This window comes from Facklamia sp. P9177 (assembly GCF_050409585.1).
Classification (GTDB): Bacteria; Bacillota; Bacilli; order Lactobacillales; family Aerococcaceae; genus Facklamia.
On record NZ_JBNUPE010000016.1, the window covers coordinates 1 to 16,770 of the forward strand.

13 protein-coding genes and 3 pseudogenes are annotated in these 16,770 nt (G+C 33.6%); 15 read left to right on the forward strand and 1 reads right to left on the reverse strand.

The annotated features are described in order from the left end of the window. Positions 1 to 195 precede the first annotated feature (195 nt). A pseudogene (locus ACQV18_RS07975) lies at positions 196 to 342 on the forward strand (transposase); the annotation flags it as partial. A gap of 20 nt (positions 343 to 362) precedes the next feature. Then, the gene (locus tag ACQV18_RS07980) at positions 363 to 695 is read left to right on the forward strand and encodes a hypothetical protein (RefSeq protein ID WP_428874027.1); all 333 of its coding nucleotides are present in this window, start codon (positions 363 to 365) and stop codon (positions 693 to 695) included. A gap of 432 nt (positions 696 to 1,127) precedes the next feature. On the opposite strand, the gene ACQV18_RS07985 is transcribed toward ACQV18_RS07980, so the two are convergent. Further along, positions 1,128 to 1,739: an IS30 family transposase gene (locus ACQV18_RS07985; RefSeq protein ID WP_428892910.1), complete on the reverse strand. Its 612-nt coding sequence runs from the start codon at positions 1,737 to 1,739 to the stop codon at positions 1,128 to 1,130. Between ACQV18_RS07985 and ACQV18_RS07990 the strand changes: the two are divergent. From ACQV18_RS07990 to cas2, 13 genes and pseudogenes are all read left to right on the forward strand, one after another. Beyond that, positions 1,694 to 1,941: pseudogene (locus tag ACQV18_RS07990) on the forward strand (transposase); the annotation flags it as partial. The gene ACQV18_RS07985 and the pseudogene ACQV18_RS07990 overlap by 46 nt on opposite strands. A 45-nt stretch (positions 1,942 to 1,986) precedes the next feature. Further along, a complete protein-coding gene (locus tag ACQV18_RS07995; RefSeq protein WP_090288721.1) occupies positions 1,987 to 2,391 on the forward strand; it encodes a hypothetical protein in 405 nt (134 codons plus the stop codon). 361 nt (positions 2,392 to 2,752) lie between these two features. Next, a complete protein-coding gene (locus ACQV18_RS08000; protein WP_428874698.1) occupies positions 2,753 to 3,403 on the forward strand; it encodes a response regulator transcription factor in 651 nt (216 codons plus the stop codon). Then, positions 3,404 to 4,264 (forward strand): sensor histidine kinase, encoded by an 861-nt coding sequence (locus ACQV18_RS08005; protein WP_428875816.1) that lies wholly within the window; start codon positions 3,404 to 3,406, stop codon positions 4,262 to 4,264. A 50-nt stretch (positions 4,265 to 4,314) separates the two neighbouring features. After that, positions 4,315 to 4,995 (forward strand): ABC transporter ATP-binding protein, encoded by a 681-nt coding sequence (locus ACQV18_RS08010; protein WP_090288724.1) that lies wholly within the window; start codon positions 4,315 to 4,317, stop codon positions 4,993 to 4,995. Continuing rightward, positions 4,988 to 7,420 (forward strand): FtsX-like permease family protein, encoded by a 2,433-nt coding sequence (locus ACQV18_RS08015; RefSeq protein ID WP_428892894.1) that lies wholly within the window; start codon positions 4,988 to 4,990, stop codon positions 7,418 to 7,420. Before ACQV18_RS08010 ends, ACQV18_RS08015 begins: the two co-directional genes overlap by 8 nt. A gap of 301 nt (positions 7,421 to 7,721) precedes the next feature. Beyond that, complete coding sequence (locus ACQV18_RS08020; protein WP_428892895.1) at positions 7,722 to 8,354, forward strand: TVP38/TMEM64 family protein; 633 nt, start codon at positions 7,722 to 7,724, stop codon at positions 8,352 to 8,354. 114 nt (positions 8,355 to 8,468) lie between these two features. After that, positions 8,469 to 9,244: pseudogene (locus ACQV18_RS08025) on the forward strand (alpha/beta fold hydrolase). A gap of 240 nt (positions 9,245 to 9,484) precedes the next feature. Next, positions 9,485 to 9,679 (forward strand): hypothetical protein, encoded by a 195-nt coding sequence (locus ACQV18_RS08030; protein ID WP_428892896.1) that lies wholly within the window; start codon positions 9,485 to 9,487, stop codon positions 9,677 to 9,679. Positions 9,680 to 10,182: 503 nt separating this feature from the next. Continuing rightward, complete coding sequence (locus tag ACQV18_RS08035; protein WP_428892897.1) at positions 10,183 to 11,136, forward strand: 3-hydroxyacyl-CoA dehydrogenase family protein; 954 nt, start codon at positions 10,183 to 10,185, stop codon at positions 11,134 to 11,136. 464 nt (positions 11,137 to 11,600) lie between these two features. After that, a complete protein-coding gene (cas9, locus tag ACQV18_RS08040; protein WP_428892898.1) occupies positions 11,601 to 15,575 on the forward strand; it encodes a type II CRISPR RNA-guided endonuclease Cas9 in 3,975 nt (1,324 codons plus the stop codon). Beyond that, on the forward strand, positions 15,575 to 16,447 hold the full coding sequence (gene cas1 / locus ACQV18_RS08045) for a type II CRISPR-associated endonuclease Cas1 (RefSeq protein WP_428892899.1): 873 nt from the start codon (positions 15,575 to 15,577) through the stop codon (positions 16,445 to 16,447). The genes cas9 and cas1 overlap by 1 nt, the downstream gene beginning before the upstream one ends. Next, positions 16,437 to 16,769, forward strand: a complete 333-nt coding sequence (gene cas2, locus ACQV18_RS08050) for a CRISPR-associated endonuclease Cas2 (RefSeq protein WP_428873903.1) — start codon at positions 16,437 to 16,439, stop codon at positions 16,767 to 16,769. Before cas1 ends, cas2 begins: the two co-directional genes overlap by 11 nt. The last annotated feature ends 1 nt before the right edge of the window (position 16,770 follow it).

The window sequence follows — 16,770 nt, forward strand, 5'->3', positions numbered from 1 at the left end:
AAAGTAAAAAATAGAGTTGAGGCCTTCGGCCATCAACCCTATAAATTATAGAACCAAAATTGATCGCCCTATAAATTTTTCATTCAACTATGCTTTAGTAGAAGATGTCTATTGTTTGGATAGTGGACGTCCAAGTTTTGATCCGATTACGCTTATCAAAATCTCATCATTCAACATCTCTAAGGTATTCTAAGCATGCGCCAAACCATTCAAGAAATTCAAGTGAATGTTGCTTATCGCTGGTTCTTAGGATTATCTCTCACGGATTCAGTGCCCCATTTTTCAACCTTTGGAAAGAATTACAAGTGGCGTTTTGAAGGAACAAGTATCGCCCAACAGATTTTTAGCCAGATACTCACGCAGTGTTTGGAGGCAGGAGTAGTCGATACCCAAGCAGTTTTTATGGATGTACTCACGTCAAAGCTTGTGCGAATGGCCGGAAATATACCAACGAAGAAGTGCCGGTACAAGCCAAATGGTTGGCAGATGAAATGCTGGAAGCTGTTCAAGCAGATCGGATGATTCATAGAAAAAAGTCGCTAAAAAACACAAAAAAGGAGACCTTAACAAAGTCCCAAACAATCAGTCCCAATGATCCGGAGGTAGGGTGGTTTCATAAAGGGGACCATGGCCAAGTTTTTGCCTATACTATTCAAACAGCTTGCGATCGCAAGGGGATGGGTATTAGCTTATAGTGTCCATTCAGGAAACACCTACGATACACTGGCTTTCCCCTTCTTATTTGAAAAAATCCCTTCTTTTAATCCGACTTATTTAATAGCAGATGCAGGGTACACAACGCCTATCAATGCACATTTTCTATAAAAATATGAAAATACATTGGTGTTCCTTATACGCGACCAAGACGCAAACTAAAAATAGAGATGTTGCTTATGACGCGTACTATAATTGTTATTTAGATATAAATTGCAAATACAACTTAGCCACCTAGTACAAAGGAGTCCTCGCCCATGAGAAGTGTGAGTTCAATGATCCGTGTAGTTGTTTAATCTTTCTGTGAGGGTTTGATAAGGAGCTGAGCCATGGTAGCCTGATGGGCTGAGCGGTTTATCTGGCGTTTACGCTAGGAAACCATGGCGAAGGAGGCTCCTTGTCAAGCCCTCACGTCAAGCTGTTTTCTGTTCATTCTTCCACGCCTTAACAAACACTTCGTGAGCCGTGGCGTAACCTAATAGCTTCCGAGGCCTGTCATTCATCCATTGTTGAATGCGATCAATATCTACCTGTGTATACCTAGCTAAAGACTCCCCTTTTGGTATATAGCGTCGAACGAGACGGTGTGGGTTTTCACTGGTGCCACGCTCCCAAGATGAGTAAGGGTGAGCGAAGTAGACCTCAGCTACAGAGGAGACGGCTTTTATGAGTGAACTGAACTCTGAACCGTTATTACTTGTAAGAGTCTTAAAGAGTCGCTCAGCTTTATCTCCTAGGGAGTTCATGAGTTGGGTGATCGCTTGATGAACGGCCTGACTGGTCTGATTCTTAATCAAAATAAGCCACTCAAAGCGTGAGTGACGCTCAACTAACGTCAATAAGGCAGGGTCCTCTTCACCATGCGGACCACCCACAGTATCGATTTCCCAGTGTCCCCATTCCTCACGGTCTTCCACTTTCTGGGGGCGTTCTTCAACCGATTTGCCCAGGATTTTGCGGCGTCTGGGTCCATGTTCAAAAACCTTGCGAGATTCTGGATAATGGCTTCGAAGATGCTTTTCAATACACCGTAGTGGGTAAAAGTCACAATCGTTAAATAGAACTAAACTTTTGGAACGATTGAACCAAGAAGTGCGCCGAAGAGAAAAAATTATTCGCATTTTCCCTAATTGTGCGTCAGCAAATCGATTAATTGGTGCCGTCCTGATGGACACGTATGACGAATGGCTCAGTTCCTCAAGAAAGTATATCAAATTTAATCAGTAAGTGAGCGTAGAAATATTGTAGAGTATTTTACACAAGATTTTGGACTTGACTAGTTGGAAGGAAACTTCAAATAAAATACAAAGTTTAATAGATATATTTAATATTAAAGAATTAAACAAAGGGCTTGTAATTACATTTTATCTCTCAGCTGCTAAAAGGTATTTAGAAGATCATGATATTGAAAATGGTTCGGAGTATGCAGAGCGAGTTTTAAATGAGTTAATTTTAATGAAGGAGAAAGACTTTGTATTAAAGGGAGATGATTATTTTAATCTCGTTGATGATTGGATGGATCAAAATATTATTGTAGGTAAGAAGGCTAATAGAAGTGATAAAATGATTGTACAATCTGTTCTTAATATTTTTTCTAATGACGAAATATTTGAGCAAATTAGAAAAAATAGTAATTTAAAGGATTTACACGAAAAGCTAAAAAAGAAATACGAATGAGAATATAAGAAAAATTAGGACTTAGGACGATAGAAATATACTGGCCCCTAAACTCGAACAATAATTAGAAACACTTTGCGGAGAAAATGGTGAGAATCTATCAATTAGTCAAAATAAAGATTATCTATTGATCGAGCACTCATTCGAAAACGACCTATTTTATTATTGACTCTTAAAACAAAATATCATAGTAGTAATATTATGATATTTTAAAAAACAAATATGAAAAACTATATCAAATAGCCCTAAAAGTGTGTTTATTAACTTACACTTTTGAGGGTTATTTCATTCTAAAAAGATAGGGTGTCTTTATGATTTATAATTTGTATAATTATTTATGAAAAGATGGGGGGATTTAGCAGTGAATAAAGTCTTGATTATTGAAGACAATATAGAAATAGCAAATCAAATTCAAAATTATATACTGAGCCATGATTATCTTGCAGACATCGCTCATTCCTATTATGAAGCTTTAGAAAAAATAAATATTACTTATGATGTTGCTTTATTAGATATCAACTTACCAGACAAAGAGGGGCATCATTTAATTGAACAGTTAAAAGTTAAAGATATTCGTGTCATTATTACAAGTGTGAAGAATGATGAGGATTTTATTATACGATCGCTAGATAGTGGGGCGGATGATTACTTGATTAAGCCTTTTTCTTTAGCGATACTTCGGGCAAGACTGGATGCCGTTTTAAGAACGATTCCTTTGACGGAAAATAAAACTTTAGCATACAAAGACATTGAAATTGACCTTACAAGATCGCAAGTTCATTATCATCACCAGTCCGTTAATCTAACAGCGCTTGAATACGAGATTCTTCTATTGTTTTTGAAAAATCCACATAGGGTTTATACAAGAAGTCATCTGATGCAAATGTTTTGGGAGGATAGGGATAAATACGTTAATGACAATACATTGACATCGACCATTAAGAGAATCAGAGAAAAGCTTGATAAGGATGTAATTACTACAATTAGAGGCATAGGATATAGGATGGATTAAATGATATATATACTTTGGATTTTCAGTCTACTAGGCTTATATTATTGGCTTGAATATAGAAAGAAGCAAAGAATCAATGAATTGCTTCAATTAATCGAAAATATGAACAAAAAAAATTATACCATGCCTATGAAGCAAGATGATTTTTCGATGTTAGAAGATGGTCTATACAAATTATTTATTGCTTTGGTGGAAGCTCGGGAACAGACTGTCGATAACGCTCAAAGGCAGATAGAATACCTTGAAGATATTGCCCATCAAATTAAAACACCTATAACAAGTATGCAGTTTTCTTTGGAAACCATAGAAGTCCAAGAAGCCAGTAAGTCGGAACTTTTAATTTTAAAAAGACAATTGTTAAGACTGAATACACTTTCAGATATTTTATTAAAGCTTTCGAGTCTTGATGCAAAAGAAGACCCCATGAAAAAAGAGACCATAAATTTAGCAGAATTAGTGGAATATGCTTCAGAAACAGTTGATTTTAGAAGGAATGTTCATTTTGAAGTGAGTGATTCTCTCGAAACTCTCTTTATAGAGGGTGATTTTTACTGGCTGGCTGAAGCCGTGACGAATATTTTAAAAAATGCCTATAATCGTCCCCTATGTAATCATATAAAGATTGATTCAAGGAGAAATCCTTTATTTACCTCGCTTACTATTCAAGATAATGGCGGTGGGATAGCTAGAGAGAACTTGAAAAAAATCTTTAGAAGATTTTATAAGACCCCTGATTCCAATGGGTTTGGAATTGGATTGGCCATGGCTAAGAGTATCGTTGAAAAGAATAAAGGAGAAATAAATGTCTCAAATGTTGAGAATGGGGCAAAATTTGAAATTAAATTCTATAATGTCACCTAATTATCACATTGCCAGACTATTATTAATTTACTAACTAATAGGAGGCTATTATGGAGATCTTAAAAGTAGAAAACTTGAAAAAAGAATACGGAAATGGAGATAATCTTGTTCAAGCTTTAAAAGGGGTCAATCTAACCATTGACAAAGGAGAATTTGTGGCGATAGTTGGTCCTAGTGGTTCAGGCAAGTCTACTTTACTCCATATTGTGGGTGGCGTCGATTTTCCAAGTGAGGGCAAAGTTTATATAGAGGGAAATGATATCGCTAATTACAGCGCGAAAGAATTAGCCTTGTTCAGACGGAGAAAAGTTGGTTTAATCTATCAGTTTTATAATCTCATACCCAATATTTCAGTCAGACATAATATAGAACTCCCCTTAAAATTAGACGGAAAAGCAATTGACAAGGGGGGGTTTAAGGATATAGTTCAAAAATTGGGGATTGAAAATAAGTTAGACAGTTTCCCTAGTGAGCTCTCAGGTGGCCAGCAACAAAGAGTGGCTATTGCTAGAAGCTTAATTTATAAACCTTCGATTATACTTGCAGATGAACCAACAGGTAATTTAGACCGTAAAAATTCGCAAGAGATTATCGATATTTTAAAATTCTTTAACAAAAGTTTAAAACAAACGATCATAGTCATTACCCATGATGAGGAAATCGCTCTTCAAACCAATAGAGTGATTACAGTTGTCGATGGTAAAATTGAGGGGGATGAGCGCAATGAATAAAAGAAATTTCCCTATTTTTATTTCGCTGTTTATTGTGAGTCTATTTTTTTCGGTGGTCATCTATTATGGCTACAACAATCTCTTAATTCATTATAAGTCTACTATGGCTCAGAATTACGCAGATGCTGTGATTAAACAAGAATTAAACAGTCAAGAAATTAAGCAACTTCAATCGATAGAAACAGTAAAATTAGCTGGTGGAACATCAGTTCAACCAGATTCAGGCTTATATGAAAAGGATATTTTAGCTATCAATTATCAAGATGAATCAATCAATCAAATGCGAAGCTATTCAGAGATGATTGAAGGACACTTTCCTGAAAATGATTCACAAATAGTCCTTTCCAAATCCTTTATTGATAAGCATCAGCTTAAATTAGGGAATAGACTATCAATTAAACTGGGTAGTCGAGTGGTTAATCAAAAAGAAGTAGGTCCGTTAAGTACGGTAACTAATGAAGAAACATTTAATGTAATAAATACTAAAGAGTATGAAATCGTAGGTGTTTATGAAGATGTCTATAATAAATATAGTAAAATTACCTATGCATTGACCTATGCCATTAGTGATCAACCACTGCAAGCTTCAATTAAATTTGATTCTTTTGAAGAGGCTTATAAAAATAGAGAGACTCTACAAGAACAAATGAGTCAAACATTAGATCGCACTCTAGATTTAGAGTTTAATGAAAGACTGATTGCATATTTCGGGGTTGAAAATGATCCGATACAACAATTTATGTCAAAAGCTATGATCATTTTTTCCTTAATTGTCTGTTTAGCTCTATTTATCTTTTTCATCAAAAATATATTCTGGGTATGGGGACTTAGAAAAATAAAAGAGCTTTCAGTGTATAAGTCGATTGGAACTACCAATTTACAAATATATAAGCTGTTAGTGAAGGAAGCTATTTGGCTATCTATCATCCCAATTTTAATTGGGCATTTCCTGGGATTTGCAATCTTATCTGATTTATTTATTAATATTCAAAAAGCACAAGAAGTGACAAAAATAGAATTAATCCAAATTAATCCTCTTTTAAGTCTGGTCATCTTATTGATTACTTTTTCAGTGGTCTTATTTGCAGTCATAACTCCAACAAGAAAAATCACTCAAATCAGTATTATTGACGGAATAAAGGGCAATATTAGCTTGGGTAAAACAAGTAAAAAAAAAGCTGATAATCTTTGGCAAGAGCTAAGATTGAATAACCTAGCAAGTATAAAATCGCAGACATATATTTCAGCTATAGGTATTATAATCATTTCTTTATTCCTTTTGGTTGTGTCAATTTCGCGTTATTATACTAATTTTGGCTACTTTGATGAAGGGTATAATATTATCGTTGATTATTATAGTAAAGATAATGAAATTCCTGTAGTCTTAAAAGATATCTTAAAAGAAATACCGCATAATAAAGGGTATATTTCGAAAGCGAAGTACTTATCTATTGAAAATAATTTAGCCTTATCCAACCAGGCAGAGGAAGTTGGTTTAGGCAAAAAACTAAAACAAGAACTAGAAAAAATGGAATCAGATTATCTTGAAGGCTTCTTGATTGCTTTAGAAGAAAAAGATTTAAAAAAGATGGGAGGAGAGAAGGGGCAATTCATTTTAGACAATCGGGTTCAAGAGGATCCTCAAACACCAATTGCCAAGGCAAAAAAAATCCCTTATTTCAAAAATGTTGAAAAAATGGATATATTCATTGGTGAAAACTATCGGTCAAAAATTAAAATCGCTACCACCATTAATGATCCTGGTATGTATGAGTCGCGGACGCTGCCATTTCAAGTTAAGCTTTATACTGATTTTGCTAATTATCATCGCTTGATGGAGGATGCTAATTCGGAAGTCGCTCGCTATCCCTATAAATTAAAAATAAATGTCGCTGAAGCAGAAGTGAATGATGTGAAGCATTATATTGAAGCGAAGATTAATCAGCAGGTAGCTTATGATGACCAATACGAGATAATCTCAGGAGAAGAAGTCAAAAAAAATCGAGCTCAGAGTCTAAACTCCTTAATAAAAATTATTGTGGCGATAGGTTTGATTATAGTTATCTTAAATTTAACCAATGGCTATTCATCCATTAATATGAGTTTAATGAATAGGAAAAAAGAAATTGGCATGGTTTATTCTTGTGGAATGGATTCAAAAGAATTAAAAAAACTCTATCTAAAGGAATTTTTCTTCGAACAAATAAAATCGTTTATGCTTTCAATTTTTGTGACGCTTGGCGTTATGATTAGTATTTCATTGTTATCCTCCACTCTAAGTCTGGGGGTTCTGATTAATAACTATTACTATTTACTATTTTTAGGATTTTCTTTGGTTATCTATCTAATTAATATACTGATCTATTACCTCTCATTAAAAAGAATTTTAGATAGACCCATTATTGATTTAATTAGAACGATCTAAGTTTAACATTATAAAGATGTGCTAGACATCCGCATGGTTTTCTAGCACATCTTTTATTTTGTCTAAGAAGAGGGTAAAAAAACTGGAATAATAAAGGTTTAAAGAAGAAAAGTTTTCCGTAGAAATTGAGAAATTAACCTATTTTAATTAATTTTAAGTCTTTTAATTAAATTCAAATCTCCCTAAATAATTTAAGCGAATACAAACATTATCACTTTCTTATCACATTAGGACTCTATACTAGGTTTAAGTAATCAGTTGGATCATATAATAATTATAGATGAAATGGGGTTTATTATTTATGCTAGAGTCAGATTTACGCTCACGAGTAAAAAAGTATCGGAAAATAGTTCAGATAATTACCCTTGTCGGTTTAATTCTTTCAATGATTATTATATATTTTATTTTTTGTGGCACGTATTTTAAGCCTGAAAATCAAGGTGGAATGTTTTCCGTTCACCTTCGTCAATTAGGTTTTTGGGGGCCGCTCTTCTTCATTGGAGTCCAAATTTTTCAAGTAGTTATACCCATCATACCAGGTGGGATGACTTCAGTAGCAGGAAATTTTGTCTTTGGAACTTTAATTGGTTTTATTTATAATTATATAGGGATTACCATTGGATCGATTATTGCTTTCTTTCTGGCACGTAAGTACGGCAAATTTTTTATACTCTGCTTTATTTCGGAAAAGTGTTATAAGAGATATATGGCTTGGACATCAAATGTTAATCGTTTTGCTTGGATATTAGGAACATTATTCTTCTTACCAGCCGCGCCTGATGATATTCTATGTATGATTGCTGGGCTGACTTCTTTGTCTTTTAAAAAGTTTATTTTAATTTTTATCCCAACGAAAGCTGTTTCTACTTTTGTGTTTACTTGGCTAATGCATGAGGGAATCTTATATTCTATCGATTGGCTGACACACTTATAAAATTATATTAATTAAAACGGTAGAAGGAGAAAACGAGGTGAAAGTCTCTACTAATTTAATAAGATTTAGTTTAAAATCTAAATGATATACTTCCTGTAAAGAGGGTACTGAAATATGAAATTTCATGAATTTGGCGATCGAAAGTGTCCACATATATTATTGGTGCATGGTGGAGGTAATTCTTGGTGGAATTATCTTCGCCAAGCGCGTATGTTATCCGAAAACTACCATGTCATTTTACCAACCCTTGATGGTCATGGAGAAGAATATCAGAAAGATTATATCTCGACTGAAAATTCTGCACAGCAAATTATGGATTATATAAAAAATAATTGTGATGGAGAATTGTATGCTGTAGGTGGTGTTTCTTTGGGTGGGCAAATTGTTATGGAGTTATTATCATTAGACAATGAAATAGCACAGAAAGCAATCATAGATGGAAGTCTTTGCATTCCTCAGCCAAAATTGGCAAGAGTTAGTACGATAATTGTAAAACTTTTTGGTAAACTTATGTTTAGTAAATTAGCTAGTAAAGTTCAACTTAGTTTAATGAAAAAATGTATCCAAATATGGCTTACCCAGCAGAACTAGAAAACTATTATATGGTAGATATGCCAAGACTTCCCATGAAAACATTAATCACAATGTACCGAACATATATGGGAGGATATAAGCTAAAAAGGTCTATTATAGATAGTAAAGCACAGGTTTTATATATTTATGGTGAAAAAGAAATGCGCTGTGTCAAGGAATCAGCCAAGCTATTTCGAAAAATGCATCCTAATTGTACTCTATATGAAGCCAAAGGTTATAGTCATGGCTACCTATCGGCATATCTTCCTCTAGAGTGGATGGATCTGGTTCAACCATTTTTAGAAAATAATGTTTAATTTAGGAGAGAGATAAAATTCTTTAACAAATCCCTATTTGTAGAATAAACAAATTCACAGACAAAGCTAAAGAGATAGCAATATCGTCTTTTTAACCTAATTAAAAAATAAAAAACGAATGAAATAAGAATTCCATTAATTAGTTAAAAACTTCAATTATTAAACCTAATAGGGGTATTTTTCGAACAGATTTCAGATTATTCAAGAATGAAAGCTTCTCTAAGCAAAATTGGTCATATTTTGGAACAAAAAACAGAAGATCATCTAAAAGAAAAGACATATTTATCAGGTTCGATCGAATTAGAAGATGTCCACTTTAGTTACAAAGATTATTCGATCATTAACGGAGTGACTCTAAAAATCAAGCCAGGTCAACAATTAGCCATTGTGGGTTCATATAATAGTGAAAAAATTACTCCACTACCTATCACATAGTCAAAAAACGATGAGTAGGTTAATGTTCTCTTGAAGTAGGATACAAGTGCATGAATAAGAAGGAAAAATGGAGACAATAGATTTTTTTTAACCTTTTTGATCTTCAACAGACTGTCTCCTTATAATTTAAATGGTCATTAAAAATAAAGATAGTTTATATGGATTGTAATTGACAGTAAAAATGCTTTCAAATCACCCTTAAAAGACTGGGTGTTTTAAATGGTATGATATTAAAAAACAACGAATTCAGAATTCTTGAAAGACTTCTATTTTTATTCTAAGATAAATTTGTTAACGAAGACCAATAAATTGAATGTGTATAGATTGACAGTTCGTTGCTTTAATGAATTGGTTTAGGAAGGGGGCTTCAAGAAAAGGATAGGAGATAACTAATGACATTCAATGGGGTTGTTCGTTAAAACGATATGGAACATAGTCTTGTTTATAACTAGTTAATGAAATCAGTTATAGGGTTGGTTTTTGTATTTAAAGGAGCGTTTTATATGGATAAAAAGATTACCGTTATTGCTGGTGGTGTGATAGGAAGTTCTTTCCCCATTGTTTTTGCTATTGGAGGATATAATGTAGTTTCTTATAACAAATGGGAAGAAGAAGAAGAAAAAGTAAAAAAATATATTGATAATGCTTTAAATACCCTAATTACTCAAAATGTTTTTACATCAGAAGAAAGAGATAGAATTTTAAGCAGAATCTCTTATACAGGAAACTTAGAAGAAGCGCTAGAAGATGTTGATTATGTTCAAGAGTGTTTACCTGAAGATTATGAAATAAAACAAGGATTTATTAAAGACTTTGAAAAATATGCACCAGAAAAAGCAGTGATGGGTTCTTCAACCTCTGGCTTGCTTATTTCAGAAATCGCTAAATTTGCTGAAAAACCCGATCGAATTATCGGAGCACACCCTTATAATCCCCCGCACTTGATTCCGCTAATTGAATTGGCTAAAGGCGAAAAATCGAGTGATCAGGCGATTGAAGTGGCTAAAGAAATCTTTAAGTCTTCTAATAAAGAACCGATTGTATTGAATAAAGAATTAAAAGGTTTTGTTTCTAACAGAATTCAAGCGACTGTTTTTAGAGAGCTTATCTCGATGGTCTTAGACGGTGCAGTATCGATGGAAGATGCTGATAAGGCAGTTACCTTTGGACCAGGCATTCGTTGGGGAATTATGGGACCGGGTCTTGTCTTTGAACTAGGCGGAGGAGAAGGTGGAATTGAAGCTGTCCTCAAACATATCGGTCCATCGTTAGAAAGCTGGTTAGAAGACCTTGCTACATGGACTGAAATTCCCGAAGAAGCCAAGGAGAAAATTCCGAAAATGGTCGCAGAATCGCTTAAAAACAGACCAAAAGAAATTGGAAATGATCGGGAATCCTTATTAAAATATAGGGATGAAATGTTGCTAGATATCCTTAAACTCCATGATAAATTTTAATAGATCGTCTCGACTGTATAAGAAATCCCCCTTCATCCTAAACGGATGCGGGGGCTTTTTCTGTGGGGAGAGGGTAGGTTCATTGCAAAAGTGAGTGTTCGCAGCACTTGAGAAGCGGTTACTATTTTAGATGGAATGAGAGAGTGAATGAGCGCATTGTACACAAACAATTCACCTTCTAGCGTGGTTAATTTCATAATTTTAGCTAAAAAAAAAGCGCCGAGACAGCGCCATAAGTTGGGTTCGGTTAAACCTTATTTTAACTCGCATATGTTGTTTTGAATGGATACAACATCTATATAATAACATAAAAATCATTTGTGTCAACGCTCTATATTATTTTTTTATTATTGGAAAAATTGAATATTTTTAAAAAAATTATCTTCTTTCATATAATGCTATGTTATAATGTAACCGTTATCTTAAAAATGATACTAAAACTCAATGAAATGGAGCGAGATTAAGTGAAGAAACCTTATACGATTGGATTAGATATTGGGACGGGATCAGTAGGGTGGGCTGTGTTAACGGAAGACCTCCAACTTGTGAGAAAAAACATGAATATATTAGGCAACACTGATCGTAAGAAAATTAAGAAGAATTTCTGGGGAGTTCGCCTTTTTGATACGGGACAAACTGCGGAAGATACTCGAATGAAAAGAACGAGTCGTCGGCGATTACGTCGTCGGCGAAATCGAATTGTATATTTAAGAGATCTTTTTTTTGAAGCGATAAAAGAAGTGGATGAAAATTTCTTTGAACGTTTAGACAACAGCTTTTTTACAGACGAAGACAAACCTTACAACATATACCCTATATTTGGAAACATGGATGAGGAAAAACAATACCACCTAAACTTTGAAACGATATATCATTTACGTAAACACTTAGCTGATAGTAGCGAGAAAGCTGATTTAAGATTAGTTTATTTGGCACTCGCCCATATTATCAAATACCGTGGACATTTTTTAATTGAAGGCGACTTAGACTTAAAAAACACTTCCATTAAACAACAATGGCTTCAATTTATTAAAACGTTTAATCAAGCTTTCCCAGAAGATAAAATAATAGTAACTGATGAGGAATCAAGTCAAATTGAATTAATTTTTAAAGAAAAAATTGCTAGATCAGCTAAGAATCAACGAGTAAGAAATCTCTTAAAAATAAAAACGTCACACCCGTTAGAAAAATTTTTAAATCTGATTGTTGGAAATAAGGGAAACTTTCAAAAGGCTTTTGATTTAGAAGAAAAAGCAGAGTTGCAACTAACGAAAGAGACCTACAATGAGGATTTAGAAGAGTTGTTGGGAAAAATAGGTGATGAGCATTTAGAATTATTTACGACGGCTAAGGCAACTTACGATGCTATTGAATTAGCAGGCGTTTTGAAACCGAGTGGTGTAAAAACAAATGCGCTCCTTTCTGATAATATGATAAGTCAATACAATGAACATAAAGAAGATTTAAGAAAGCTTAAAGACCTTGTTGCAAATCATTCGAAGAGTTTATACTATAATCTTTTTAGGGATAAGACAAAAAAAGGTTATGCTGGATATATAGACGGCGAAGCTAGTCTCGAAGAGTTTTATAAATACCTTCGAGCTGAAATTAAAAACATTAAGGGCAGTGATTATTTTATTCATAAAATGGAGACAGAGGATTTATTAAGAAAGCAACGATCTTATCATAATGGAAGTATTCCTCATCAAGTCCATCAAGAAGAGTTAGTGGCTATCTTAAATCATCAAGAAAAGTATTATCCATTTTTAGCCAAAAACCGTAATAAAATATTACAGATATTCAAATTTAGAATTCCTTATTATGTCGGGCCACTTGCTAAAACAAATGAAGATCGTTTTTCATGGATGACAAGAAAGTCAAATGAAGCTGTTAGACCGTGGAATTTTGAGAGTGTGGTCAATTTAGAAGCATCTGCTACTTCTTTTATTGAAAAAATGACCAACTACGACCTTTATCTTCCAGAGGAAAAGGTACTACCTAAGCGAAGTTTGCTGTATCAAAAATTCGCCATTTTTAATGAACTAACAAAAGTTTCCTATAAAGATGAGCGACAACGGCTTCAATTTTTTTCTAAAAAAGAAAAAGAAGCCATTTTTAATCAATTATTTAAGAAAAATCATTCTGTCAGCGAGAAAAATTTAAAAAAATTTCTAATAAATGAGTTGGCTATAAAAGCCAGTGAAATCAATGGGATTGATGGAAGATTTAATGCAAGTTATTCAACCTATTTAGATTTTATGAAAATTGAAGGAATGCAAGCCTTACTTGATGATGACTCGCTTTCGCAAATGCTAGAAAAGATTATATTTATTCTGACTATTTTCGAAGATCGTAAGATGAAGAAAACACAATTGCAACAATTTAATCAATACTTAACACCAGAAATGATTAAGCATCTTTCTCGAAAAAATTACTCAGGTTGGGGAAGGTTGTCAGCAAAATTAATTGATGGTATTCGTGATAAGCAATCGCATAAGACAATTATGGACTATTTAAAGGATGATGATGGAGTAGATCGCCATCACAATCGAAATTTCATGCAATTAATTAACGATGAAACGCTTAGCTTTAAAGAGACTATTGAACGCGCTCAAAATATTGAACAAGATCAAGCGTTAGAGGATATGGTTTATGAGTTGCCAGGCTCGCCTGCTATAAAAAAATCAATTTTACAATCTCTAAAAATTGTAGAAGAAGTGGTAGGGATTATGGGATACGCTCCTCATTCAGTAGTAGTTGAAATGGCTCGTGAACATCAAACGACAGCTTTTGGTAAGAAGCAATCTAAGAAACGCGAAGATAAATTAACGACTGCCTTGAAGGACTTTGGTAGTAATTTATTAAAAGAGCAACCGATAGTTAATGAAACCTTACAAAATGATCGTCTCTATTTATATTATCTACAAAACGGGAAAGATATGTATACAGGAGAGCCTTTAGATATTCATCGTTTATCTTTTTATGATATTGATCATATTATTCCAAGAAGTTTTACTACAGATAACTCGATTGATAATAAAGTTCTTGTTAGTTCTGCAAAAAATAGGGGAAAATTGGACGATGTCCCTTCTAAAGCTATCGTCGATAAACAGCGAAGTTTCTGGGAACGTTTACAAAAGTCAGGACTTATGAGCGAACGGAAACTAGCGAACCTTACCAAAGCCGAAAGAGGAGGATTGAGCGAGAAAGAAAAAGAACGTTTCCTTAAGCGAAGCTTGGTAGAAACGCGCCAGATAACTAAATATGTTGCTAATATTTTAGATACGATTTTAAATGATTCTTCGGCTGAAAAAACTGTAGATATCGTCACCATAAAATCTACTTTAGCAAGTCGGTTTAGAAAAGATTTTAATCTTTATAAAGTTCGTGAAATTAACGATTATCATCATGCACATGATGCATATTTAAATGCAGTGGTGGCTAATAAAATTTTGAAAGTTAATCCAAGAGTGAAACGTGACTTGGTCTATGGTCAATTTTCTTATCAATCTAGTTCTATTAAAAACAAAGCTTCTTATCGAAAAATGAAATATGATCAGATGATTGATTTCTTTGTGGAAGACTTTGTGATTGACGAAAAGACAGGCGAGGTTCTTTGGGATAAAAATAAAGAAATGCAGACAATTAAAAAAGTGCTATCTTCAAAGCAGATGAATATCGTCAAAAAAGTAGAAGAACAATCTGGAGAATTATACAAACAAACGTTAAACCCTAAGGGGACTTCAGAGAAACTCATACCAATAAAAGAAGGATTGGATATAAATAAATATGGAGGGTATTTGAACCCTAAAACCGCCTTTACTTTAGCAATAAAAGATAAGAAGAAATGGCAATTCATCGGCGTAACAATGCAAGAAAAAGCTAAGTTTAAGCAATCTCCAAAAGAATTTTTAAGCGACAAGGGCTTTCGAGAAGACGCTGAATACCTTGTGTTAAAGAAATACACACTCTACGAAACAAAAGAGGGCGCAAGACGTTTGATTTCATCGCATCAAGAAGCTCAAAAAGGTAATCAGTTTGTTCTATCTGCTCATTTAGTGCCAATGGTCTATCATGCTCAACATTATGATGAAAGTAAATATCCTGAAAGTGTAGAATATGTAAATAATCACTTAGAAAAGTTTGATTTAATCTTCCAGGAGGTTATTAGATTTGCTGATCAATATATCCAAAAACCTAAAGTTACTAAACGGTTAGAAACAATCTATCAGAAGAAGAGTCAGGATATTAATGGCCTAGCCAAATCAATTGTTTCTTTATTTACTTTTGTTTCTTATGGAGCACCTGCTGCATTTAATTTTTTAGATGAAAACATGGTACGGTCTAGATATACATTAGGAGATCTAAACGAATCTGTTTTAATTTTCTATTCTATAACTGGTCTTTATGAAACGAGAATAAAGTTGGAGGAATTGTAATGGCGTGGCGGACAGTGGTGGTTAACTCACATTCCAAGTTGAGCTATAAAAATCACCATTTATACTATCGAAGTGCACGAGCAACCGAATTAATTCATTTGTCAGAAATCGATATACTTATTTTAGAAACAACTGATATTACACTAACGACGATGCTATTAAAACATTTAGCTGATCATAATGTACTGGTTGTTTTTTGCGATGAAAAACGTCTACCTAAAAGTATGCTCCAACCTTATTATGGACGCCATGATAGTTCCTTACAATTGAAAAAACAGATGAGGTGGGCTGTCTCTTTTAAAAATGAACTATGGAGAAATATTATTAGACAAAAAATTTTAAATCAGGCTAGTTTTTTGCAGGAGCTAGGCGCTAATACTAAAGCTGAAACATTAAGACACTTTAGTAAGGGCATTCTATCTTTTGATGAAAGTAATCGAGAAGCGCATGCTTCTCGGTTATATTTCACCACACTTTTTGGAGCAGATTTTGTACGGACAGATCCCAGTACTATTAATGCCGCCTTGGATTATGGGTATACCCTTATTTTAAGCATGTTTGCTAGAGAAATTGTAAAAAATGGTTGTTTAACTCAATTAGGAATCAAACATGATAATCAATTTAATGAATTTAATTTAGCAAGTGACTTAATGGAACCCTTTCGAATAATAATTGATACTATCGTTTATAAGTATCAAGGCGAAGAGTTCAAAGTGATTAAATTAAAACTCTTTAAAATATTTAGTCGAACATTCGCTTATAGGGAACAAGAGATGTTTTTAACAAATATTATTGCTGATTATACAAAACGATCGATTAAATTTTTGAATGAGGAGGATAATAGGCAGCCGGAGTTTAGAGATGTCTTATAGATTTATGCGTTTATTATTAATGTTTGATTTGCCCGTTGCTAGTTTGGAGCAAAAAAGAGACTATCGTAAATTTAGAAAATTTTTAATTGATGAAGGTTTTATTATGCATCAGTACTCAATTTATAGTAAGATTTTACTTAATTCAACGGCTAAAGCGGCGCAAATTAATCGTTTAAAAAAACATATTCCAGAAGAAGGATTAGTCACACTTTTAACAGTGACTGAAAAACAATTTTCAAGGATGATATATTTGGTAGGAGAATCAGACGTATCCATTGCGAATCGAACAGATCGTATTGTGATTTTAGGGGAGGGAGATTAGA